Raw genomic sequence first — 24,581 nt, 5'->3', positions numbered from 1 at the left:
TTTTAAACCTATTTCGGTTTGTTAAGTCAAAAACAATACCTTCATAGCCATTTAAACCTTATATGATTAAACTATTAAAATCTTTTATGCTGATTGCATTGTGTATCAGCTCTATCTCTGCCAATGCCCAGCAAGCAAGCACTACCAAAACCGATTCAATTAAAAACAATTACGCCAACAAACGTGTGCAAAATGTATTTTTTGAGCTACTGGGGCCAGGTTCTGTTTATTCTGCCAATTACGATACCCGTTTCAGCAAAAAACAAGATGGGCTTGGCGGACGTATTGGGGCAAGCTTTTATGCAGATGGTGAAACATCTTTTTTCACAATCCCTATTGTAGTTAATTACCTGTTGGGTAAAAATGGCAAATATTTTGAGGTGGGGGCAGGTATCACCTATTACACCTTCAAGTCCGACTCGTATTACACTTTTTTTAATAACAGGGGATCAAGTAGTTACGATGTTAACGGTGTTAGCTATTACAAAGGCGCAAGCCGCGACAACGGCGTGCTGGGTAATTTAAACTTTGGCTACCGTTATCAACCTATAGATGGTGGCTTTAGCTTCAGGACAGGCGTAAGCCCGGTATTTTCTACAGAAAGGATTATACCTTACTGGCCTTATGTAAGTTTTGGTTACGCTTTTTAAATAAAAGCGTGGAATACCATCCTGCTTTTTTTACATTAGCATACTTTTATAATCCTGATGAATAAAAAACTATTCCTGTTAGCCGCAAGCCTTTTAGCGGGCATCGGCTCATACGCGCAAAACCGCACAAACGAGATCGGCTTCCAGTCTGATAATGATTCTTTTCTTGGCCAGGGGTCTGACCGTTACTACACCAACGGTTTCTTCCTATACTACCGTCATGCAATGGATGTAAGCAAAATGAAGAATGATAAACTGGCCAATGCAGTTTTTGGTTTAGAGCTTGGGCAAAAGATCTATAACGCGCAATCGGGCCAGTTGCCATCGGCTGCAGAGGTTGACAGGCCTTTTGCCGGCTATCTATACCTTGGCGCATCAGCCAACCTTTTATATAAGGATGAAACTACCCTTAAGCTAACTGCTAAGGCCGGTATAGTTGGCCCCGCTGCAGGTGGCTATCCTATTCAAAAATTCATTCACAATACCTTTGGCTTTTATGAGCTAAACAGCTGGCAGTACCAGGTACGCAATGCGCCACAGTTAAATTTAAGTGCCGAGGTAAACAAACTGCTTGCCCGTGGCTCATGGGCCGACCTTACTTTTACGGCTTACGTTAACGCCGGTACAGGCTTTAATGCCGCAGGTATTGGGCCAATGGTGCGTTTGGGTAATTTTAACCAGTTATTCCAATCGGTAAGCACGCAAAGTTCAGTAAGCAAAAGCAGCAACAATACCTTACTGCATAATAACGAATTTTTCTTTTACTACAAGCCACAGATAAATGCGGTAGCATACGATGCTACCGTACAGGGGAATATTTTTAAGGACCACCCTGAACCCGGCACACAGGAAATTGTTGGCGATATTAACCACCTGGTATTTAGCAACCAATTAGGCGTTGCCTTAACCACCAGCCGTTTTGTGTTTGATGTTGGCGCAGTAATTAATACCCGCGAAGTGAAACAGATGGTAAAAAGTACCCACCAATGGGGATCATTAACAGTGCTGTACCGCTTTAATTAATAATCAAAGTTAAAAACCCACCGTCATTTAATTAGTCATTCAGCTTTAACCCTTCAACGTAACAGTTATTTACTGTAAACATCAAATAACAATGAAACCTATCCTCGCGTTGCTTGCCAGCCTGCTATTTTGTTCCGCATCTTTTGCTCAAAACATAGAAACAAAACTATGGGCATATGCAAAAAAACAATACCCCGACGATGCCAGCATGCAAAAATTCGTTTATGAGCAACAAAAAAAGGGGTATAATTACATGACTACCGTTACTGATGCAGAACTTAAACAGTTTGCCGAAAAGGAATATCCTGATGATTACAGCATGCAAAATTTTGTTTATGATAAACAGAAAACAGACAAAGCCTATATGAAAATTGTGACCGATATGGAGCTAAAGCGTTTTGCTATCAAACAATACGCGGAAGATTATTCGATGCAAAAATTTGTGTACGATCAGCAAACACTTGCTAAAGAATACATGCGGCATGCCACCAATAGTTCCGCTAAAGAAGATGCCCGTAAACAATATCCTGAGGATTATAGCATGCAAAAATTCATTTATGAAAAGGCTGTTAATAATTAATATGTTATTACAAAGAGCCCGCAATAAATAACATTCCGTTAAAAATCAAAACTCTTTTTGCGATCAGCTTTCTTGGCTGATTGTATTTTTTTGTTGCCCAGGCGTGCCAGCTTGGCCGCTTTACTTATTTTGCTGGGCTTACGCATTTTGGGTTTATGCAGGGCAGTAGTAAGCAGTACGATCAGGCGCTCTACCGCTATCTCCTTATTCAGGAACTGGCTGCGCTCTTCATCGCATATCACTTGCACAAGGCCATCTTTATTAAAGCGGTTCTGCAATTTATCGTTCAGTAAAAGCTTTTCCTCCTCGGTACATAATGTGGAGTTATTAATATCAAAAAGCAGCTCAACCTTGGTTGATACCTTGTTTACATTTTGCCCGCCTTTGCCCCCGCTGCGCGATGTTTTGTAATAAATTTCGCGTTGCAGGTCGGCCTTATTTAAATTCATAGCGTAAAAGTAATTAATGGTTCATTGAGTTGATTAGGTGAGTGGTGTTTTTTTATCCTAATCAACAACTCCCCCACCAACTAATTGCTAAAAACCGTAACTTCGTTACCCGATGAGCAAAAATATCGTGGTAGCTATTGATGGCTACTCATCATGTGGTAAAAGCACGCTGGCCAAGGCATTAGCCAAAAAGCTGCACTATATTTATGTTGATAGCGGCGCTATGTACCGCGCTGTTGCCCTGTATTTTTTAAGGAACAATATTGACACGCAGAATCATGCGCAGATAGAAGAGGCCTTAAAAAACATCCATCTTAATTTCCATTCGCGCGATTACGAGACTCACATCACCCTTAATGATGAGGAAGTATCTGAAGAGATCCGCCAGATGCCTGTTTCTGAAAAAGTGAGTGAAGTATCGGCAGTTAAAGAAGTACGCCGCGAAATGGTAAAACAACAGCAGCGCATGGGCCAATCAAAAAACATAGTAATGGACGGCCGCGATATTGGCACAGCAGTTTTCCCGGATGCCCCTTTAAAAATATTCATGACCGCCGACCCGGCCGTACGTGCCAAACGCCGTTATGACGAGATCCACCTGAAAAACCCTGAGGTTACCTTAGAGGAGATATTTGAGAACATTGCCCACCGCGATTACCAGGACACCACCCGCGAGGAAAGCCCGCTTGTACGCGCGCATGACGCAATTATTTTAGATAATACTGATTTAACCCCTGATGAGCAGCTGCAGTTTGCGTTGGATAAGGTGGAGAAGCTGAAGGGGTAGCTAAAACGCGATACTGAGCTTGTTTCAGCATCTCTCATGCTTAGTTTACCGCTATAATCATCCGCCCGCTCAATTGCCGCGGGGCGCTGTTACTTTAGTTAGGGAAATCTCACGAATTATAGTCAGAAAATTGGTGGCAAGCATATCTAAGATTGCTTCGCTCGCAATTACGCGCAGGAAAGTCTTGGCTCTTGATTCTCTTAACCTCCTGACTCCTAAACCTACGCCCCTACCTTAACCGTATGCACGCCAAACCTGTTCAAAAAATCAACACCTTCATCGCTGGCTAAGCCTTTGTACTGAGCGTACGATTTATCAAAGTAAACATGTTTGATCCCTGCCGAGAAGATAAGCCTTGCACATGGCAGGCATGGCGATAGCGTGGTGTACAGCGTTGCCCCTTCCAGGTTGGCACCGTTCTTTACGGCGTACAGGATGGCGTTCTCTTCGGCGTGCAGGGCAAGCGAGCAGCTTCCTTTCGAGTCGCGGGCGCAGCCGGTTTCGGGCCATTCCTCGTCGCAGTTATGGGTACCTGCAGGCGGGCCGTTATATCCGATGGATATAATGCGCGTGTCCTTAGCTAAAACGGCACCGACCTGGGCCTTAACGCAGTGTGAGCGTTTGGCCAGGTCGGTTGCCAGGTTCATGAAAATATTTTCGAAACTTGGTTTCATGTTATAATCATTGGGTCATTGAGTAATTGCGTCATTATCAAAAAATGACTCAATGACAGCGAAGCGAATGACTCAATGACAAATCAAATTAGTGTCCTCCTGATGCTTCCATATTATCTACATCAATACCTTGTTTTTTAAGTATCGAACCTGCTTTAAGAGCGAAGAACGCAAGGTAAGCAAATCCTATAACCGGGATAATATATGAATTGTGGATACCGGCTGTATCTGCAAGAATACCCTGCACCGGCGGAATGATTGAACCACCCAATATCATCATAATTAAAAATGCCGAACCCTGGCTGGTATATTTACCCAAGCCTGTAACCGATAAGGAGAAGATTGACGGCCACATAATAGAGCAGCATAAGCCACCGCTAATAAACGCGAATACGGCTACCATACCTGTTGTTGCCAAACCTATAATCATAAATATAGCACCCAGTACACCAAATAATGCCAGTGTACGTACCGGTTTTTGATTACCAATAAGGAAACCTATAACCAATATAGCCACACAACCTGCGTAAGGGTAAAAACTGTGTACATCTGTACCGCTTATACCGTTAACAAGTAATACAACGCCAAATGCAATAAATGGCACTATAACAGTAAGTAAAAACTTCACTTGTTTAGATAAGTTGAACGCGGCAATAGCCCCCGTCCATCTACCTATCATTAAGCTCCCCCAATAAAGAGATATAAATGGCGATACCTGGTCGGTAGTAAAGTTGCCGAATTTTGGAGTTTCCAGTAAAGCGCCCATGTTACTTTGAATAGTAACCTCAACCCCTACATAGGTAAATATTGCAAGCATACCTAAAATAAGCTGTGGATATTGCATTGCCCCCCAACCCTCTTTTTTCTTGCTGCTGGTTGATATAGTTGTCAATAAGGTAATCAGAATTATAGCAAGTGAAGCATAAACCATGTATGATTTGTACTGGTTTACATGTTTCACGTAAAACACAAAATCGGCTTTCTCCTGCGGGGTGATATTCGCAATTTTATCTATTTGCTCCAACGTTTCGCCGCCATGGTCTTTATACAATTGAGCGTTTACGGTGATGTTATTTTGTTCTGCGGTTTTGTTACCAAAATAAGTACTTACTGGCCCTGCGGCTAATATTAGTAGGAACGCTATAAAAATAACGCCCAATGGCCTATTGGCTTTATTACTTGGTTCTATCTTTTCATCGCTGGTTACACGTGGCAATTTAGAGATCCAGAAGAATATAGCTACGGCAATAAACAACCCGGCCAATATCAAATAGAGATTATTTACCGAGGATATCTGCACATCCTTCGCGGGTATTTTTGCTGATGCCGAGCCAAAAAGAACGATACCTACTATAACCGGCCCCCAAATACTACCAAAGTTATTCACACCACCAGCAAAGTTTAATCGGTGAGTACCTGTTTCGGGGCTACCCAGGGCTACTACAAACGGATTGGCAGCGGTTTGCTGTAACGAGAAACCTAATGCTATTATAAAAAAGGTTAATAATATAAACGCGAATGAACCTGAGTTGATGGCAGGGATCATGATCAATGCACCAACAGCCGATATTAGCAAACCGTAAATAATACCATTTTTGTACCCTATTTTATTAAGGATATCAATTTTAGTAATTGCCGAAGCAAAGTATAAAATTAACGACCCGATGAAATAACCACCATAAAAAGTAAAGTCTATAAGCTGCGATTCGAACTGTGATAAGTTAAAATGCGCTTTACAAAACGGAATAAAAATACCATTTGAAGCTGCTAAAAAGCCCCAGAAGAAAAACACGGTAATGATGGTATATAAAGCCGAACCATTACTCTTTGAGTTGTCTTGTGCCATTGTTTAATTAAGGTTAATACTATTGGTGTGTTTAAAACACTAAACATAAATCAAATTTTATAATAATGGCTATAATTTTTTCAATTTATAAATCACAATATTAAGTTTTGTTGTTTAACAGATAAAAGTTGCATATTAGTGTCCTGATTTTTTTACCTGACGGGATTTAAACAAGGATATATAAGCCTATATTGATGATAGAAGCCATTATTTCGGGAATTGGATTTGGATTAGTGCTCACGTTTATAACAGGCCCGGTCTTTTTTGCTCTTATTAAAACCAGTATTGAAAAAGGTTTCCATGCAGGCTTATCACTCGCCCTTGGTGTGGTAATGAGCGATATGGTATTTGTAGGCGCCATCCTTTTCGGCTCACAATATTTTGATATTTCTACTAAGGATAAAACCATCGCCGGTATTGTAGGCAGTATCATCCTGTTCAGCATTGGTATTTATTATATCTTCAAAAAAGCCGATGTAAACTACAATAGTTCTATCCCGAAAAAAATAAACCACGCGGGGTACTTCCTTAAAGGTTTTGTGATGTGCATTTTTAACCCAACCGTGCTGCTGCATTGGACGGTAGTTATCGGCGTAGCCAGTACCCAGTTCCACGAGGGGATACATAACCGCCTGCTCAAAATAGCGGTAATGTTCCTTACCATCCTTATTATCCAGTTCGGTTTAGATGCCGTTAAAGCCTTTTACGCCAACAAGCTCCGCGAAAAAATATCCCCTAAATTTGTACACCGCCTAAACGAGGTTGCCGGTATAGCCCTCATCATTGCATCACTGGTATTGGTAGACAGGCTGGTTACACATTTTATCTTTTCGGCACCAGCGGTAAGTTAAAACAACAAATAAGCTATTAAACAAAGAAAGAGCGATAGAAAATCTACCGCTCTTTTATTTTAAAGGATTAGAAACCACTCTCCAATCTCTATTCTCTAATCACCAACAATTACATGTAAGCCCTTTGGTTATTACCTTCCATCCAGTTAACAAAGGCGCGGTTTACCACCTTGTTACCACCCGGGGTTGGGTAATCACCACTAAAGTACCAGTCGCCGGTATGGTCGGGGCAGGCTATGTGCAGGTTATCAAGGGTTTGATAAAGCACTTCAACCTTAGCCTTAATATTTGGCGGGGTAATGATCCTGGCTATGCGGTCAGATATCTCCTGGTCGGTAAATGGTGCGTAGATAGCTTTTACATAGTTCTCTACTTCCTCTTTAGCCAGTTTAGAGCTATCCTTACATTTTTGATAAACCTCTACAATAATATTTTCTTTGCCTTGCTCCTTCAACAGGCTTATCGCAGCTTCAAAAGCCACAAACTCGCCCATACGCGACATGTCGATACCGTAGCAATCCGGGTAACGGATTTGCGGGGCAGATGATACCACCACAACCTTTTTAGGGCCAAGGCGGTCAAGTATCTTCAGGATGCTTTGTTTTAACGTAGTACCACGCACTATAGAATCATCCAGTACCACTAAAGTATCCGCATCTTTATTGATGAGGCCGTAAGTAGTATCATACACGTGGGCAACCATTTCGCTGCGGTCGGCATCCTGTGTGATAAACGTACGCAGCTTAACATCTTTAATAGCAATTTTCTCCACACGTGGGGCAAGCGCCAAAACTTCTGTTAATTCTTCTTCACTAATTTTATCGTCGCGGTTCAGTAACCTGTCGCGCTGATATTTTTTTATGTACTTATGTACACCTTCTACCATGCCATAAAAAGCAACCTCGGCAGTGTTTGGTATATAGGAAAATACGGTGTTTTTAACGTCGTTATTAACGGCATCCAATATTTGCGGGCAAAGCAGCCTGCCTAATTGCTTGCGTTCTTTGTAGATAGAAGCATCGCTGCCACGGGAGAAATAGATGCGCTCAAACGAGCATGCTTTTTTCTCCAGCGGCTCGCTAAACATATCCTCGGTTATCTTACCGTTCTTTTTAACAATAAGCGCATGGCCGGGTTTTATTTCGCGAATGTCCTCTATAGGGATATTAAAGGCCGTCATGATAGCGGGGCGCTCTGAAGCGGCAACCACTATTTCATCGTTATAGTAATAATACGCCGGGCGTATGCCAACCGGGTCGCGCATTACAAATGCATCCCCGTGGCCTAAAATACCTGCAATAGTGTAACCACCATCCCAGTTCTTTGCCGATTTACGCAGTATCTTGGCAACATCCATATCGTTAGCAATCATCTTGCTAATCTCCATGTTGTCGTCTAACCCTTCGCGTTTGTATTGGTCAAACAGGCCCTGGTTCTCGGTATCAATAAAATGCCCTATCTTTTCCAGCACGGTCACCGTATCGGCTTTCTCTTTAGGGTGCTGGCCCAGGTCGTAAAGTTGTTGCAGTAGTTCATCAACATTGGTCATGTTAAAGTTACCGGCAATAACCAGGTTACGGGTCATCCAGTTGTTTTGGCGAAGAAAAGGGTGGCAGTTTTCAATACTGTTTTTGCCGTGTGTACCATAACGCAAATGGCCCAGTAACACTTCGCCGGTAAAGCTTACGTGTTCTTTGAGCCATTCGGTGTCGGCCATTTTTTCAGGCGTTTCCTTTTGTATCTCAGCAAACTTTTTCTGGATGTACTCGAAGATATCAGCAACAGCATTTGATGCCATTGACCGGTGCCTGCTTATGTACCGTTTACCAGGCTCAATATCCAGTTTAATGGTAGCAACGCCCGCGCCATCTTGCCCGCGATTATGCTGTTTTTCCATTAAAAGGTAAAGCTTGTTTAAACCGTACAGCGCAGTGCCGTACTTTTTCTGATAGTAAGAGAGTGGCTTTAAAAGGCGGATAAATGCCACACCGCATTCATGTTTAATCTGATCGCTCATGATTGGGAATGAGCATGCAAAGGTAAAATTTTATCTTATATAGTGTTTAAACATATTGTCATTAGTTAGTATTTTTTATGATGTGGAAAACTTACGCCTGATTGATACGATTTTAACCTGATTTGTAGGCCTTTCCTGATTATCTCAGGCCCTTTCGAGACTGTGACGAACAGAACGTAACCTCAAAATGCGGCATAGCGTAACGCACGGGTAGCACAACACCAGGGTAAAGCACTAACTTACATAGGGCGGTACCAAGCCGCGACTTTCTTTGGTTACTTTCTTTTGAGAGAAAAAAAAGTAACATTCACTAACGATTCATATTACTCAGTCCCATTCCTAATGAAAAACTGCTTTTGAAAAGCACAGGCAGTAAGTTTTGGAAAAGCCAGCCCCACTATCCGACGAACGGCGACGAAACTGACCCAATATTCGTTAAATTTACCTGCATGAAAGTAGCCCTCGCCTCCCCTGCATTCCCCAAATCAATAGCAGATGGTTTAGCAATAACCGAGAGACTGGTAAAAAATGCCGCCGCGCAACAAGCGGAGATCATCTGCTTTCCGGAATCCTTTATACCCGGTTACCCACTGGCAGATGTTAAAGTTGAAAAATCATCCCAAGAAGAATTACAAGCAGCGTTGAACAAGGTTTGTGAAATAGCCGCTACCAATAACATTGCTATTATTATGCCGATGGATTGGTATGAGGGCGACAAGTTTTTAAACATTGCCCAGGTAATATCTGCCACAGGCGAAGTATTGGGATACCAAACCAAAAACCAGCTCGACCCAAGCGAAGATACCACCTGGCAACCCGGTACAGGGCGCAGTATTTTTGAGGTGAACGGCGTAAAATTCGGCATAACCATTTGCCACGAGGGTTTCCGCTACCCCGAATCAGTGAGGTGGGCGGCACGCGAAGGTGCAAGTATTGTATTTCACCCTCACCTGTCAGGCAGCGATACAGAGGGAGTACAACTCTCCGATTGGGGTAATATCAATAGCCCCTATTACGAAAAAGCTATGATGATGCGTGCGCTGGAAAACACTATTTACTTCGCCAGCGTAGGTTACACCATGAAGTACCAGAAAGCAGCAACATCATTAATAGCACCCAATGGTAAATGTGTTGCCTACCAGGCCTACGGCATAGAGGGTGTTATTGTGGCGGAGATTGATACGGAGATGGCAACTGGCTTATTGGCTAAACGGTTTAAACCCGAGTTGTACCAGAAATAGATTTGTAATGGTGTGCCTGTTGAACCATTAGCCGCATTGCTAATTCTTAGACAAGCACAGTCTGAGAACTCCAACATATCACTTCGAACAGGTACAAGGAGAAATCTTATAAAACATGCTTGTGGGTTACATGCAAAGCGTAAAAGATTTCTCCTCGCTGTCGCTCGTTCGAAATGACACACGGTTATCTATTTTGAGAACCCAACCATCCTATGCAGCGTACCCGGGTCATAAACTTTACCGGCTTTTATAACCACTTTAACATTGCGAACATTGCTGATGTTGGTTAGCGGGTCGCCATCTACAATAATAATATCGGCGTTTTTGCCGGTGGTTATCGAACCCGTTTGTTTACCCAGCCCCATAACTTCGGCCGGTGTGATGGTGCCTGTTTTAAGCGCCTGCGCCGGGGTAAGGCCAGCCTCTACATAAAGCTCCAGTTCACGGGCTACGCTAAAGCCGGGGAAACCCATATCAGTACCGGCCACAATAGGAACACCGGCATCATACAGCTTTTTAACGATCATTTTCATACTGCCAAGCATCGGCGCTATTTTAGCAACCGTTGCCGAATCTTCCCCGTAGGTTTTAAACTGGGTTTGCAGCGGCAATGGCAAGGTATTAAATGCAGGCTCCAGCCTGGTGATATCATCTTTTACGTTACGGCAAGCCAGTTCATAAACCCCAACCGTTGGATCGATAACGGTGTTGTGGTCTTTTATAAATTTAATAGCCGCTATGCTTACACTATCGTCAAAGTTCACAGAGCGGTCTTTATTCTTTTTCATGATACTGTACACGTATTGCACGTGGTTCACCATGTTCATACCCGAATCAACGCCCGATTTAAGCGTCATCCCGTTAGGTATGTGGCCCGTAACGGTTAAGCCTTGTTTATGCGCTTCATCGCATATGGCTTTTACGATAGCCGGTTTGGCCGAACTATATATCTTGATCTGCGCAAACCCTTTTGCTTTGTAAGTATCAACCGCTTTTATAGCTTCTTCCCTGGTATCAGCCTGTATAATACCCAAGGCCATTGGGCCCTTTCCATCAATAATACCGGCCATTAATATTTTAGGCCCTATACCTTTACCACTATCAATTGCCTGCTGTATGGCATCAATAAAACCAAGTTCGTTACCGCAATCGCGCACGGTAGTTACGCCTGCTGCCAGGTAAGCCGGCCCCCATTCGGTTTGCTCGAAATGCGCGTGCATATCCCACAGGCCGGGCATAATGGTTTTACCTGTAGCGTTTATTACCTGTGCACCTTTTGGTATTGGTGTCCCGGCTTTCCCAATTTTGGTTATCAATCCATTTTGCAGCAACAGCACGCCATTTGGTGTTGATGTACCATTCACAACATCAACTATATTACCACCTGTAATGGCAATGGTTTGGCTTGCTGCATTTGGTGCATGGGCAGCTTTAGTAAACGCCGCCATGCCGTAACCTGCTGCTCGTTTTATCAGTTCGGGCAGCAGCGTTTCGTACTGTTCGCGCATCATTTCGGTTTTATCTCCTTCGGCATCAATGGTTAGGATGCAGATAAGTTTGCCCGCATTATCCGTCCATACCAGTTCATTTCCCCAGATCAATCCGCTAATGGTATAGCGTTTAAAAGTGATAGGTTTACCATTGAACGTTAGGTTATCAACCCCGGTATTTTTTATTTGTAAAGCACCAAATGGCAGGGTGGTAATACTTGGCGGTTGTTTTTTATTGTTCCAGTATTGCAGCAGCGCCTGCTGTACCGTGGCAGGCGAGTACCCCGTAACAGGAAAGGTAAAACCGCTAATCGTTTTTTTATAGGTAGCGTCGCTAACCTTCATATCGGCAACATTGCCATTTATCCGGATAGAATCATTTATTACTGAGAACCTGGAAGTATTGCCTTTCACAAAAAGCTCAATTGGTTCGGCTACCGGGTTAACCCGCAGTATCGCCTTGAGCGGAACGGGGCTCCCCCTATCAACAAACTTAAAATCCACTACATATTTTTTACTGTCTTTATAGTTATAGATCTTGTAAGTTTCCTTACCAATATGTTGCTCAAATTTATGCAGTAAGAATACACCGCTGTCTGCAGGAATATCCTGTGCCCGGGTTTGAGAAAGCATGAAAGACAGAAAGAGTAATGATAAAAGGTTTTTCATAGTGATATGGGTTACTTACTCAAATATAAAAGTATTATGAACAAAAAAGTCCGGCTTTGAGGCCGGACTTTTAAATATCTACTTTTTCAATTACAACCTTTCGCCATGCTGGCTAATATCCAAACCTAACACCTCGTCTTCTGTTGATACACGCAAAGGTGAGATCATATCGGTGATCTTTAACAACAACATCGACCCAAAGAACGAGAATAATGATGTTGCCACCAATGCCAACAATTGGATAAAGAATAAATGCGTGTGACCAAAGAAAAGACCATCGCCGGTAACATTGGCCGGGTTAACTGCCTGGTTGGCAAACACTCCGGTTAATAACATACCCACCATACCACCTACACCATGGCAAGGGAACACATCAAGCGTATCATCTATAGAAGTACGTGTACGCCATTCTACCACCAGGTTACTTACAATGGCGGAGATAATACCAATAGCCAGTGAATGCGGAACGGTTACAAAACCCGCTGCCGGGGTAATAGCCACCAAACCAACTACAGCACCAATACAAGTGCCCATGGCCGATGGCTTGCGGCCGCGCAGCATATCAAAAAATATCCAGGTAACACCTGCTGCTGCCGATGCTGTTGTACTTGTTGCAAGCGCCGTTACCGCCAAATGGTTTGCTCCAAATGCCGAACCGGCGTTAAAACCAAACCAGCCAAACCATAATAAACCGGTGCCTATCATCACATAAGTGATACGCGCAGGCGAATGATTGGCCTCATTACGGCGTTTCAGGAACAAGGCCGATGCCAGGGCGGCCCAGCCTGCCGACATGTGCACTACCGTACCACCTGCAAAATCTAATACACCCAATTTGGCCAAAACACCATCGGGGTGCCATGTTGCATGCGCCAATGGCGAGAATATAAAAATGGAGAACAGTACCAGAAATATAATATACGAATTGAAACGGATACGCTCTGCAAATGCCCCTGTAATTAGTGCCGGCGTAATAATGGCAAATTTTAGCTGATACATAGCAAAAAGCAGCAGCGGGATAGTTGGCGCTGCCGGCCAGCTGGCGTTACCCAGCATGCCTTTCATCATAAAAAAGGTTGATGGGTTACCAATAACCCCTCCAATACTGGTTCCGAAGGCTAAACTGAAGCCAAATATCCCCCAAAGCACCGTAATGATCACCATACATACAATACTTTGCAGCATTGTAGAGATTACGTTCTTTTTGTTCACCATTCCGCCGTAAAAAAAGGCAAGTCCGGGGGTCATGATCAAAACAAGAGCTGTGGACATCAGCATCCACGCAATATCACCCGTATTAAAGTTAGATTTTACCGATTTATCGTATTCAACCGATGGAAAAATAAACGTAAGTGATAAAATCACCAAAATTACAAAAAAGGGGAAGTAACGTTTCATATCAAATTAAAACCATTTATTTAAAACGGCCTCAATTTATACATATTTTACAATATATTTTATGAAATATTTAAAAAAAGGAAATTTTTAAAGGAATTTAATCAATAAATCAGGAAAAATTCCAAATATTATTAACAATAATGCAATCACAGAAGAAAAAACTACTAAATTAGTAGAATACGAAATTTCGTTCGGGATAAATTCCGCCCTTTTCAAAAATAAGTTAAGCGGGATCTTAATATAATAAAACAAGCCAACTACCGTGGTTACCGCGCCGGTAATTAATAAGGCCATCAGCCAAACATCATGCGTTTGCTGGTAAACACCATACACAGCCGAAAATACAAACACCTTACCGGTAAAACCCGCGCTGATAGGGATGCCCGTTAATGATATCAGTACAATGACAAAACAAACAGAAGCCAGCGGGTATTTAAAGCCCAGGCCTTTATAATCGGATATATTGGTAATATTCTCGTTATTTTCGAAGTAATTAGCCAGCATCAGGGCGGCTATATTGGCCAGGCCATACATAAACAGGTAATAAGTTAAAGCCGACAAGCCCTGAGGGGTAAAAGTTACCAATGCCATTAAAGCAAACCCGGTATGCCCAATACCCGAGTAGGCGAGCATCCGCTTTACATTATTTTGCAAAACTGCGGCAAAATTACCGCCTATAAGGGTAATAACACCAATTACTGATAGCACCAGCCTAAAATCAAAGGCTTTCCACTGCAGGAAAAAACCGTTTTTTGATACAAAATTTACCAACAGGGCAAAAGCGGCTATTTTAGGCAGGGTTGACAAGTAGGCAGTTACCGGCGTGGCTGCCCCTTCATAAACATCGGGCACATAAAAATGCACCGGCACAAACGATAATTTAAACCCAATGCCAATAAGCACCAGTGCCAGCGCGAACGATGCGCTTAAGCTATTAGTATGCAGTAAGGCATCCGCCATTTCTTTCGAGAACAACTCCAACGAACCTGTATAAGCATATATTAAAGAGATACCATACAACATTACCGCCGATGCAGCCGCACCAAACAGTACGTATTTTAAACCCGCTTCGGTGCTTTTAGCATTTTCGGTACGGTATGATGCCAGCAGGTATGATGCAATAGATACCATTTCTATGGCCAGGTAAACAGATAGCAAGTTGATGGCCATCGTCATTATATGCAAACCCAAAACCGATCCTATTACAATACTATACAGATCAGACAAACCCTTTTTATGCGCTTGCAGTTTTTTATCCCAGGCAAAATACAGCAGCAGTATAATGGCCAGTACATCAATAACAAATTTAAAATTGATAGCCGTACGGTGCAGCATCAGCATATTGCCGAACATGGGCACTGCGTAAGTACCTGCCAAAGCAACCTGCTGCAAATCTTTAAATATCACCAAAAACATGCCCGCTATAGCTACTGTACGGCAAAGCTTAGCCGAATTTTTACCGAATAAAAGATCTGTTACCAACACTATAATGAAAAGCACGGTCAAATAAACTTCGGGCATAAAGTAAGGCAGACTGCCTATTACTTCATTTAACTGATCGTGAATATGTGGTAACAGATCGTTCATAAATAGACTAACGTAATACGTTTTGAGTAAATGCCACCAACGCCAATACCGAATCGTTCACCTTACCTAATACCAATGAGGGCATAATCCCTAAAGCCAAAGCAATAAGAGCCAAAGGCAACAGGGTTACAGTTTCGCGCATGTTCAGGTCTTTCAGAGCAATCTTCCATACTTCGCCCCCTTTGAGGGAAACAGTACCGAAGAACATGCGTTGCAGTGTCCATAAAAAGTAAGCAGCGCTCAGTAAAATACCTACCGAACCGCAAACCGCCATCCAGTATGGCAGCAGGCCATTTACCGAATGTGATTTGAATGCGCCTGCCAATGTGAACGCCTCGGCCACAAAAGCCGAAAAGCCCGGCAATCCTAATGACGCGAAAAACGCCACCATTACATAAACCGTATAGCGTGGCATCAGCGTACCCAAGCCACGGAAATTATAAATATCCCTGTCATGCACCCTATTATACACCACCCCTACCAGGAAGAACAGCATAGTTGATAAAAACCCGTGACTAACCATTTGCAGCACCGCGCCGCTAATGCCCTCGGCAGTGTTTGATGCAAGGCCAAGCAACACAAAGCCCATGTGCGATACAGATGAATAAGCGATCATCCGTTTAAGGTCGCGTTGGGCAAGGGCGTTGAACGCGCCGTATAATATGGATATCACCCCAAGCAAGCCGAGCCAGAACGCACCGGATAAAGCAACCTCAGGGAAGATGCCCATACAGATCCGAATAATCCCATAGCCACCTATTTTTAACAGGATTCCTGCAAGAATAATAGATACCGGAGTTGGCGCTTCTACGTGTGCATCGGGCAGCCAGGTGTGTAAAGGCACTACCGGCACTTTAATAGCAAAGGCTATAAACAAAATTACAAAGCCAACCGTACGTGCAGGCATACCCAATATAGTAGCATGGCTCAACACCGAAAACACCGATCCTTGAATATAATTAGCCGGGTTCATCATGTGAATGATATTGAAGGTATGGTTGCCTGTAACCGGGTCTTTCACCGAAAGGTATAAGCCCACCATCACCAGCAGCATAAATACCGAACCAAATAAAGTATAAAGGAAGAACTTAATAGCCGCATATTCTCGCCGTGCACCGCCCCACATGCCTATCAGAAAGTATAACGGTAGCAGCATCAGTTCGTAAAAGGTATAGAACAGGAAGAAATCCAATGCGCAGAAAACGCCCACCACAGCCATATCCAGTAACAGGAACAGTGCGAAGAACCCTTTAAGGTTGCTGGTTATCTCCCATGATGCAATGGCGGCTATTACCATTACCAGCGATGTCATCACCAATAAAGTTACCGAAATACCATCAATCCCTACAAAATACTCTATCTGCATTTTACCTAAAGTACCCAGGTCGAGGCTGATCCATGGGAGCTTTTGGACGAACTGGTATTGACCCTCATTACTGATGCCCGCGAAGGATGCTCCTGTTTGAAAGTGCATGTAGATATAAACACTAAAACACAGCTGCAACAGGGTAGCAAATAACGTGATGTATTTGAAACTTGCACGCATAGATGATGGCAGCAGCAAAATAAGCAGGCCAAACAGTATGGGTGTAAATATGAGCAGGGTTAATATATTCATCAGGTCCAGATCAGTTTAAAGATAAACACAGCAATGAGCACCAGCAACATGCTGAATAAATAATATTGAATTTTACCGCTTTGAAACCGGCGGGCAAAATTACCTATAGCTTGTACAATGCCGGCAATCAGGTGCAGCAGTCCGTCTACGATATGCTTATCGAACCATGCGGCAATACCGGCCAGCGCTACGCCGATTTTCTCAAGTAAATTTACAAAGCCGTCTATGATGTTTTTATCGAACCAATAAAGAGCATTGCTAAACCACATCACAAAACGCACAATAACGTGGTTGTAAAACTTATCGATATACCATTCGTGGAATGATAAGCGGTAAAGAAAGCCTGTTTGCGGGAACGACCAGCTATTGCGTTTTGCGTAAGCCACATAGGCGCCATACATAACCACCACACTTAAAATAACAACCAGCACCGGGATGATAACATGATACATATTCTCGCGCGCTAAATGATTAACAGGTAAAAAGCCTTTAAACAACCAGGCATCTTCATAAAACACCGGGCTGTAAGAGAATACCGGGAACAAACAGCAAATAGCCAAAAACACCAGCGCCAGTTTATATTGCCAGCCACCATCGCCCATGTGGATATGGATGTGCGGGTTCATTTTTTTCAGGCGGAACTCGCCAAAGAAAACTTTTACTATCAATCTCGCTACATAAAAAGCTGTAAGCCAACTTGTAAGTAAGGCCACATATGGCACCAGTTTTAAAATGCCGGCCTTACCGTCGCTCCAATCGAACGCCTGGATCAGGATACCGTCTTTTGACAGATAGCCCGATGTGAGCGGGAAACCGACCAATGCCAGTCCGCCAATAAGGGCAGCAATAAAGGTTAACGGCAGCTTTTTGCGCAGGCCGCCCATATGCAGGATATTTTGCGGGTCGATATTGAGGTTGTTATCGTCCTTGATGTGTTTCATCTGGTGTATAACAATACCGGCGACAAGGAACAGCAGGCACTTAAAAAACGCATGCGTTGCCAGATGGAACAAGGACGAGGCATAAGCCCCAACCCCCATAGCCATCACCATAAAACCTAATTGCGATATGGTGGAATACGCCAGAATACGTTTCAGATCATTTTGTGTAAGCGCGATGGTTGCAGCCATAAACGCGGTAAAGCAGCCTATCACAGCTAATACCGTTAACTCCGCTTCGTTAAACATAGGGTAGAACCTGCCCAACAGGAACACACCTGCGGCCACCATGGTAGCGGCGTGGATGAGTGCCGAAACTGAAGTTGGCCCTTCCATCGCATCGGGCAACCAGGTATGCAGCGGAAACTGTGCCGATTTTGCAGCAACAGCCAAAAAGATGCCACCAAAAGCGATGTATTGCCAAATGGCCGGGATGCTTCCTAAGGCTGATACCCATTCGCCATTGGCGATGTTTGATAACGAGATGAGTCCTTGATTACCGAACAACGTTTCTAAATCAAATGTATTAAATTGCGTGTACAGGATAATGATCGCCGTAAGCAAGCCGATATCCCCTATCCTGTTCATGATAAAGGCTTTTTTGTTGGCGATGATAGCGCTCCCGCGGGTAAACCAAAATCCGATAAGCAGGTAGGAGGAAAACCCCACCATTTCCCAAAAGGCATAAAGCAGTATCAGGTTATCAACCATTACCAAAGCCAGCATGCTAAAGCAAAACAGGCTTAAATAGCGGAAGTAACGGCTGTAACCCTCATCATCCTTCATGTACGCAGTAGAATAGATATGCACGGGTAAGGCAATAACCGACACCAGCAGCAACATCAACACCGAAAGATTATTAAGCAGGATACCCGCCTGCACTTTTGTAGCACCAATGGTAAACCAAACCTGCTGCGCATGGATGGTATGGTTATCCCAAACCTTAAAAAATACATTGGCAGCCAAAACGGTACTTGCTAAAATAGCCAGTGCAGATACCCAACCCGAAGCCTTGCTTTTACCCAGCAGTAAAAAGTTTACCACAAAGGCAGCAAAAGGCAATACCACTGCTATAATAGCAAGGGTTACGGTTTGCGAGTCGTTGTATGGTAGGGTTGGATTCAATTTTGTGCCTGGTCTAATTCAATGGTTACTGTTGCCCGTTTGCGGCTTTTACGTGTACTGCTTGGCCCGGTAAAAGTTGCCGCTTTAATACCCGAATTATATACTTTTAATAAGTTTATCAGGTCTTCTTCTTTCCCGCCTGTTAAAATAGTGCCATCACCTAATACATAATCTACCCCGGCATCATTGCCTCGGCGCCCCCTGATGTATTTTTTGTAGGCTTTTGATAATGTTCCCAATTTCCATTGGTATAATTTTTTACCATAAACCTTTGTAGTTACGCTTATGGTTGTATCATTATCTTTAGAACCGGCAAACTTAGGCTGTATCAGTGTATCTATGCTTAATATTTTTGCAGGGTCTATATCTTCAACTTTACCATAGGTAACCTCTTCATTAAACATAAATGGCTTTTGGTTACCCTGCTGTTTTGGCAATGGCAGCAAAGTGCCCGGCAGGTCGGCAGGCAAAGCTTGTTTGGTTTTAATGATCAACGCACCGGCCGCGGCTTTTTGCCCGTACATCATTTTGGCACCCTTGCTTTTTACAACCGATATATCCAGGATATTCTGGGGTTTAAGATCTTGCAGGCGGCCATTGTATACGTTGTCGTTCACCAATACAAACGGGCGGTCTTTTTCGTCAGGTGGGTCGGTTAGCACCAGTTTTTTTGTAGTACTATCCACCCTAAAAAATGGATAGGTAGCGCGTTCCTCTTCCTCAACAGGTTCTTCCATACGGGCATCCCCTGCGTTAAGCCGATGCCTTGATGAGCGTTTTTTAGAATGCTTAGCAGTGCTCTTTGCCTTCTTTTTTGTTGCATGCTTCTTACGTGTTTGCGCAAAGGCACACACAGAAAGTAACATCAGCAATATTAAAAGCAGCTTTTTCATTGTTAATCTTTCAACTGGTTAATTTTATCCGGATCAATAGTTTTGTACTGTCGGTACACATTCAATATAATAGCCAACGCTACAGCAGTTGTAGCAGCGGCCAGTACAATAGCAAACAGGGCAAACATTTGCCCGCCGTTGTTAATACGGTCATACTTACCAAAAGCTACCAGGTTTAATATGGCAGCGTTCAACATTAACTCAATGCCTATCAGTATTTGTATGGCGTTCTTTTTTGATACAATGATGAACAAGCCGATGCAAAACAGTACCACGCTTACTATCATAAAATCATTAAGGCCTATCATGCTTTCGCGCCCTCCTTGCGGGATAAGTGCGCAGCACCTACCAATGCTATCATCAGCAAAATAGAGATCACCTCGAAAGGCAGCAAATAGCGCGTCATTAAACTAACGCCGATATTATTGATAGTACCATTTACCGGTACCACATTCTTTGTTGCAATAGCAGCTTTCACCCATGGCAGGTTATTTACATCAGCATTAAAAACTACATTCAGCATTACCACCAAAAACAGGGCGGCCAATAAAAAAGCCGGTAAATTCTTCAAACTGATATATGGCGTGGTGTGTTGTTGTGCAATGGCCAGCGATTCTTTACCTGAGAGCATAAAAGCGAATAATATCAGCACCAATATCCCACCTACATAAATAACTATTTGGGTAACGGCCACAAAATCGGCCAGGGCCAATACATAAAGGCCAGCCAGGCCAAACAGTGTTACAAAAAACATGAAGATGCTGCGCACCAAATTTTTACCCATAGCCACAACCAGGGCCGAGCCCAGCGTTATAAACGCCATTAAGTAAAACATGATCTGTACTAAGTTCATGCCCCGCCCTCCTTCGCTTTCATGGCTGCTAATTTGGCGGCTTGTTTTTCGGCTTGTTGCCTTTCCAGCAGTTCGCGCTTTTCGGCAGCAAACTCGGGCGACATATCCGAAAATTCGTAGTTCAGGTCTTTCAGCTCAAATACTGTTTTATCGTATTGGTTAGTCATAACAATGCACTCCGTAGGGCATACAATAGTGCATAAGCCGCAGTACATGCACTTGGCCATGTCAATATCAAACTTGGCCGCGTAAAGCAGTTTTTTCGACCCGTCGGATGTTTCGCCGATCGAACCCTCGGTTGATTTTATAGACTCGATATCGATGCAGTTAACCGGGCAAATTTTGGCGCATAGGTCGCACACAATGCAATCGTCTATTTCCACATCCAACTGGTAACGGCCAACTTCGGGTACCGGTAGTTCCTGTTTGGGGTATTGTATTGTATTGGTATTATTTTGCTGACTAAAGTAATTGTCGTTAGTGATGGGCGTAATATTACGCTTTGCGTTTGAGGCAAACAAAGCCCTAATGGTAAGGGATAACCCTTTCCATGCTGTAGTAAAACCGTTTATTGCCCTTTTTATCAAATCCTAAATTCTAAAACCCTAATCCCTAAATATTTCTTGTCTCTTTTTTCTAAAAATCTTTCCTCGCAACAAGCTACATTACCCATAAACGCCATATACCCGAGATCAGCATACATAAAAACGCCAGCGGGGTTAATATTTTCCAGCACAGGTTCATTAATTGGTCAACACGCAGGCGCGGCAGCGTCCAGCGGATCCACATTTGTACACCTACCAATAATAAGGTTTTTATCAATATCCATATAATTCCCCATACGGTGCCTGTTGTCCACGTTGCCAAAGTTACCGAACCCATGTTTGGTAACGGCGTGTTCCATGCCCCTAAAAATAAGATCACCCCCACCATTGACACCAAAAACATCATGGAGTATTCGGCCAGAAACACCAATGCAAACTGCAAACCGGTAAACTCGGTGTGGAAGCCTGCTACAAGTTCAGATTCCGCTTCAGGTATATCAAAAGGTGCACGGTTACTTTCGGCCAGCGAAGCAATGAAATAGATGACAAAAGCCACCAGTAAATGCGGCGCCTGGAAAACATTCCACGATAGGAACCCCCCTATCTGTGACACGTCCAAAAAGCCAAAAAACTTTGCTTTATCGGGCGATAGGATACCCTGCTGCATGGCTATATCCTGCAGGTTAAGGGTTTGTGCTATCATTACTACGGATATCAATGCAAACCCCGCCGGTATCTCATAAGAGATAATTTGCGCGGCCGAGCGCATTGCGCCCAGTATAGAATACTTATTATTTGACCCCCACCCTGCCATTAATATGCCGAGGGTTTCGATAGATACGATAGCGAAAATGTAGTATAAACCTATGTTGATGTTTGCGGGGATCAGTCCGGGTGCCCAGGGCAATGCCGCAAAACCAAGGTACACGCCAATGAAGATGATGATGGGTGCCGCCAGGAACAAGATCTTATCGGCCCCAGCCGGGATAATGAGTTCCTTTTGTACCATCTTAAGCATATCGGCTAATACCTGTAAGGTGCCATATTTGCCTGTTTCGGTTGGCCCGAGGCGGTGTTGAATAAACGCACTCACCTTACGTTCGGCATATACGCCAAACATGGTAAACAGGCCTACAAAAGCAAATAAACCTGCTGCTACAATAAAATATGTAATGTAAAAATTCAAGGGCCGTTTACGTTGGCTGCAAACTTAATAAATGCTAAGGATAGTTGACTGTTTTGGTAGTGCTTTTTTACGCTGCGCGATGATTTAACTGATTCCCCTGATCACACCGATCCATGCAAAATTTCTGTTTGCACTCCCGATAGCCATCGGGGTACATATCTATCAACACTCTTCCCTTACATCAACAAACTCACTCTTTACCTGGGTACCAAAGAATAGGGTTGCATGATGGTCAAAATCCGGGGTATCGTCAATAGTGGTATAAAAAAACCGGTGCCCATTTTTACTCAGCCGCTGTTCCATCTCAGGATGGCGTTGCAGATAATCAACCAGGCTGGTGGCTACAATATCGCCCTGGGCAACAACATTAATACCGGCAGGCAGGTAGGCCTTTATCTTATCCTGCAATAGCGGGTAATGGGTACAGGCCAATAATATAGTATCAATACCAGGCGATTGCTGCATCAACTGATCCAGGTACAATTTTACATAATAATCAGCTCCGGGTTTATTGTATTCGCCGTTCTCTATCAGCGGCACCCAAAGCGGGCAGGCCTGCTGGTAAACTTTCAATTCAGGGAAAAAGTGTTCTATCTCTAACAGGTACGAGCCTGATTGTACGGTGCCTTTTGTACCCAACACACCAATTTGTTTGGTTTGGGTATAATTGCCAATAACCTCGGCTGTCGGGCGTATCACACCAAGTACACGCTTATCGGTATGCAAGCCGGGCATATCCTGCTGTTGTATGGTGCGCAGTGCTTTTGCTGATGCAGTGTTGCACGCAAGTATTACCAGCGGGCAACCTTGTTTAAACATCCATTGCACACACTCCCATGTGTACTGGTGTATGGTTTTGAATGATCGGTTGCCATAAGGGGCACGGCCGTTATCGCCAAGGTATAAATAATCATAACGCGGCAACTGCTCCACAATTGAACGAAAAACCGTTAAGCCACCTATACCCGAATCAAATACGCCTATTGGACCGCCTGATAACATACTAACAAAAATAAAAAAGCGCCCCGTAATAGGGGCGCTTTCTAAATAATTTAACTTTTAGATTATTTTAATCCTAATTTAAGCTTTACAGCCGGCATCAAATCATCTGCCGGAGGCGAAACTAATAACTGTGTTTGAGCAGTATTAAGCACATAGGTAAAGCCTTTTTCTTTAGCAACGGCGTTAATAGCTACATTTGCTTTATCGGTTAATGGTTTATAAAGTTCACTGGCTTTATTATCTACTTGCTGTTGTGCACTGGTTTGTAGATCCTGTATGCGTTTTTGAATGTCCTGCAGCTCTGCCTGTTTTGTTGAACGGACAGCATCAGTCATTTTATCCTGTGTAGCCTGGTATTCTTTACCTTTATTCTGAAGCTCAGTATTCATTGTAGAAAGCTGATCAATAAATTGCTTTTGATAAATTTCAAGCTGTGATTTAACAGTATTAAATTCAGGCATTTGTTGTACAAGTCCCTCGAAATTGATATAGCCAATTTTTGATTGTGCCTGGGCAAAGTTGCCTGCAAATAACATTCCTGCTGCAACTAAAGCAACTTTAAATAGTTTTTTCATTTTTGTTGTTCTGTGTTTAATAATAGTCCTAATATATATATAATTTTTATTTGGCAAATACTCCCGGTTTTAAACCTAACCTTGTAACCACCTCATCGCTTTTATTATAACGCGGGCTGGCATACAACATGATCACTTCACTGTTTTTGTCAAATATCATATCAAGGCTTTCACTTTCGGCAACTGCCTGTACAGCTTTAGACACTCTATCCTGAATTGGTTTAATAAGCGCTGTACTTTTCTTAGAAAGTTCGCCATCCGGGCCAAAAATCTGGCGCTGATAATCTTTAGCTATTTTCTCTTTATCAACAATTTCCGCTTCGCGGCGTTTGCGCATATCAGGTGTCATTAAAACCTGGTCGGCCTGATAGGCTTTGTACAAACGGTCAATTTCCTGAAAACGGCTGTCAACATCTTTTTGCCATGATTCTGATAACGATGCCAGTTGCTTTTGCGATGAAGCATATTCAGGCATGTGTTTTAAAATATAATCAGAATCAACATATGCAAAGCGTTGCGCCAACGCTGCTGTGCAGGCTGCAAACGTAAAACAAAGTATTAAAATTATCTTTTTCATAAACTGC

General features: G+C 43.2%; 23 protein-coding genes. 6 read left to right on the top strand and 17 right to left on the bottom strand.

Features of this window, described 5'->3' with window-relative positions:
- Nucleotides 1–62: 62 nt before the first annotated feature.
- From IDJ75_RS02065 to IDJ75_RS02055, 3 genes are all read left to right on the top strand, one after another.
- Nucleotides 63–650 (top strand): hypothetical protein, encoded by a 588-nt coding sequence (locus IDJ75_RS02065; RefSeq protein ID WP_191173955.1) that lies wholly within the window; start codon nt 63–65, stop codon nt 648–650.
- Between the two features lie 57 nt (nt 651–707).
- The gene (locus IDJ75_RS02060; RefSeq protein ID WP_191173954.1) at nt 708–1,673 is read left to right on the top strand and encodes a lipid A deacylase LpxR family protein; all 966 of its coding nucleotides are present in this window, start codon (nt 708–710) and stop codon (nt 1,671–1,673) included.
- 91 nt (nt 1,674–1,764) lie between these two features.
- Nucleotides 1,765–2,253 carry a hypothetical protein gene (locus IDJ75_RS02055; protein WP_191173953.1) on the top strand — a complete coding sequence of 163 codons (489 nt, stop codon included), beginning with the start codon at nt 1,765–1,767 and terminating at the stop codon, nt 2,251–2,253.
- Nucleotides 2,254–2,291: 38 nt separating this feature from the next.
- Here IDJ75_RS02055 and arfB read toward each other — a convergent pair whose 3' ends face one another.
- The gene (arfB, locus tag IDJ75_RS02050; RefSeq protein ID WP_191173952.1) at nt 2,292–2,702 is read right to left on the bottom strand and encodes an alternative ribosome rescue aminoacyl-tRNA hydrolase ArfB; all 411 of its coding nucleotides are present in this window, start codon (nt 2,700–2,702) and stop codon (nt 2,292–2,294) included.
- 112 nt (nt 2,703–2,814) lie between these two features.
- Here arfB and cmk point away from each other — a divergent pair, with 112 nt between their 5' ends.
- Nucleotides 2,815–3,489 (top strand): (d)CMP kinase, encoded by a 675-nt coding sequence (gene cmk, locus IDJ75_RS02045; protein WP_191173951.1) that lies wholly within the window; start codon nt 2,815–2,817, stop codon nt 3,487–3,489.
- Between the two features lie 221 nt (nt 3,490–3,710).
- Here cmk and IDJ75_RS02040 read toward each other — a convergent pair whose 3' ends face one another.
- Nucleotides 3,711–4,163, bottom strand: coding sequence for a deoxycytidylate deaminase (locus tag IDJ75_RS02040; protein WP_067059845.1), 453 nt, complete (start codon nt 4,161–4,163; stop codon nt 3,711–3,713).
- 88 nt (nt 4,164–4,251) lie between these two features.
- Nucleotides 4,252–6,009, bottom strand: a complete 1,758-nt coding sequence (locus IDJ75_RS02035) for an MFS transporter (protein ID WP_191173950.1) — start codon at nt 6,007–6,009, stop codon at nt 4,252–4,254.
- A gap of 194 nt (nt 6,010–6,203) precedes the next feature.
- Between IDJ75_RS02035 and IDJ75_RS02030 the strand changes: the two genes are divergently transcribed.
- On the top strand, nt 6,204–6,860 hold the full coding sequence (locus IDJ75_RS02030; RefSeq protein ID WP_191173949.1) for a LysE family translocator: 657 nt from the start codon (nt 6,204–6,206) through the stop codon (nt 6,858–6,860).
- A gap of 109 nt (nt 6,861–6,969) precedes the next feature.
- Here the strand turns inward: IDJ75_RS02030 and IDJ75_RS02025 are convergent, their stop codons facing one another.
- Nucleotides 6,970–8,877, bottom strand: coding sequence for a class II glutamine amidotransferase (locus tag IDJ75_RS02025; protein ID WP_191173948.1), 1,908 nt, complete (start codon nt 8,875–8,877; stop codon nt 6,970–6,972).
- A gap of 449 nt (nt 8,878–9,326) precedes the next feature.
- Here IDJ75_RS02025 and IDJ75_RS02020 point away from each other — a divergent pair, with 449 nt between their 5' ends.
- Nucleotides 9,327–10,118: a carbon-nitrogen hydrolase family protein gene (locus tag IDJ75_RS02020; protein WP_191173947.1), complete on the top strand. Its 792-nt coding sequence runs from the start codon at nt 9,327–9,329 to the stop codon at nt 10,116–10,118.
- Nucleotides 10,119–10,306: 188 nt separating this feature from the next.
- Here the strand turns inward: IDJ75_RS02020 and IDJ75_RS02015 are convergent, their stop codons facing one another.
- From IDJ75_RS02015 to IDJ75_RS01955, 13 genes are all read right to left on the bottom strand, one after another.
- The gene (locus IDJ75_RS02015) at nt 10,307–12,277 is read right to left on the bottom strand and encodes an amidohydrolase family protein (protein WP_191173946.1); all 1,971 of its coding nucleotides are present in this window, start codon (nt 12,275–12,277) and stop codon (nt 10,307–10,309) included.
- A gap of 90 nt (nt 12,278–12,367) precedes the next feature.
- Nucleotides 12,368–13,675, bottom strand: a complete 1,308-nt coding sequence (locus tag IDJ75_RS02010; RefSeq protein WP_191173945.1) for an ammonium transporter — start codon at nt 13,673–13,675, stop codon at nt 12,368–12,370.
- Between the two features lie 87 nt (nt 13,676–13,762).
- Nucleotides 13,763–15,262 (bottom strand): NADH-quinone oxidoreductase subunit N, encoded by a 1,500-nt coding sequence (locus IDJ75_RS02005; RefSeq protein WP_191173944.1) that lies wholly within the window; start codon nt 15,260–15,262, stop codon nt 13,763–13,765.
- A 7-nt stretch (nt 15,263–15,269) separates the two neighbouring features.
- Complete coding sequence (locus tag IDJ75_RS02000; RefSeq protein ID WP_191173943.1) at nt 15,270–16,880, bottom strand: complex I subunit 4 family protein; 1,611 nt, start codon at nt 16,878–16,880, stop codon at nt 15,270–15,272.
- A complete protein-coding gene (locus IDJ75_RS01995; protein WP_191173942.1) occupies nt 16,880–18,943 on the bottom strand; it encodes an NADH-quinone oxidoreductase subunit 5 family protein in 2,064 nt (687 codons plus the stop codon). The genes IDJ75_RS02000 and IDJ75_RS01995 overlap by 1 nt, the downstream gene beginning before the upstream one ends.
- Complete coding sequence (locus tag IDJ75_RS01990; protein WP_191173941.1) at nt 18,940–19,836, bottom strand: hypothetical protein; 897 nt, start codon at nt 19,834–19,836, stop codon at nt 18,940–18,942. Before IDJ75_RS01990 ends, IDJ75_RS01995 begins: the two co-directional genes overlap by 4 nt.
- A 2-nt stretch (nt 19,837–19,838) precedes the next feature.
- A complete protein-coding gene (gene nuoK / locus IDJ75_RS01985) occupies nt 19,839–20,144 on the bottom strand; it encodes an NADH-quinone oxidoreductase subunit NuoK (protein WP_191173940.1) in 306 nt (101 codons plus the stop codon).
- The gene (locus IDJ75_RS01980) at nt 20,141–20,689 is read right to left on the bottom strand and encodes an NADH-quinone oxidoreductase subunit J family protein (RefSeq protein ID WP_191173939.1); all 549 of its coding nucleotides are present in this window, start codon (nt 20,687–20,689) and stop codon (nt 20,141–20,143) included. Before IDJ75_RS01980 ends, nuoK begins: the two co-directional genes overlap by 4 nt.
- Nucleotides 20,686–21,276, bottom strand: a complete 591-nt coding sequence (locus IDJ75_RS01975) for a 4Fe-4S dicluster domain-containing protein (protein WP_191173938.1) — start codon at nt 21,274–21,276, stop codon at nt 20,686–20,688. Before IDJ75_RS01975 ends, IDJ75_RS01980 begins: the two co-directional genes overlap by 4 nt.
- A 73-nt stretch (nt 21,277–21,349) precedes the next feature.
- On the bottom strand, nt 21,350–22,420 hold the full coding sequence (nuoH, locus tag IDJ75_RS01970; RefSeq protein ID WP_191173937.1) for an NADH-quinone oxidoreductase subunit NuoH: 1,071 nt from the start codon (nt 22,418–22,420) through the stop codon (nt 21,350–21,352).
- A 162-nt stretch (nt 22,421–22,582) separates the two neighbouring features.
- Complete coding sequence (gene murI, locus IDJ75_RS01965) at nt 22,583–23,422, bottom strand: glutamate racemase (protein ID WP_191173936.1); 840 nt, start codon at nt 23,420–23,422, stop codon at nt 22,583–22,585.
- Nucleotides 23,423–23,484: 62 nt separating this feature from the next.
- Complete coding sequence (locus IDJ75_RS01960; protein WP_191173935.1) at nt 23,485–23,997, bottom strand: OmpH family outer membrane protein; 513 nt, start codon at nt 23,995–23,997, stop codon at nt 23,485–23,487.
- A 46-nt stretch (nt 23,998–24,043) separates the two neighbouring features.
- Nucleotides 24,044–24,574, bottom strand: coding sequence for an OmpH family outer membrane protein (locus IDJ75_RS01955; protein ID WP_191173934.1), 531 nt, complete (start codon nt 24,572–24,574; stop codon nt 24,044–24,046).
- Nucleotides 24,575–24,581: the final 7 nt, after the last annotated feature.

The organism is Mucilaginibacter rigui, from assembly GCF_014773275.1.
Taxonomy (GTDB): Bacteria; Bacteroidota; Bacteroidia; order Sphingobacteriales; family Sphingobacteriaceae; genus Mucilaginibacter; species Mucilaginibacter rigui_A.
The sequence above is the reverse complement of the archived record's forward strand: the minus strand, read 5'-3'. Positions and strand labels throughout refer to the sequence as shown.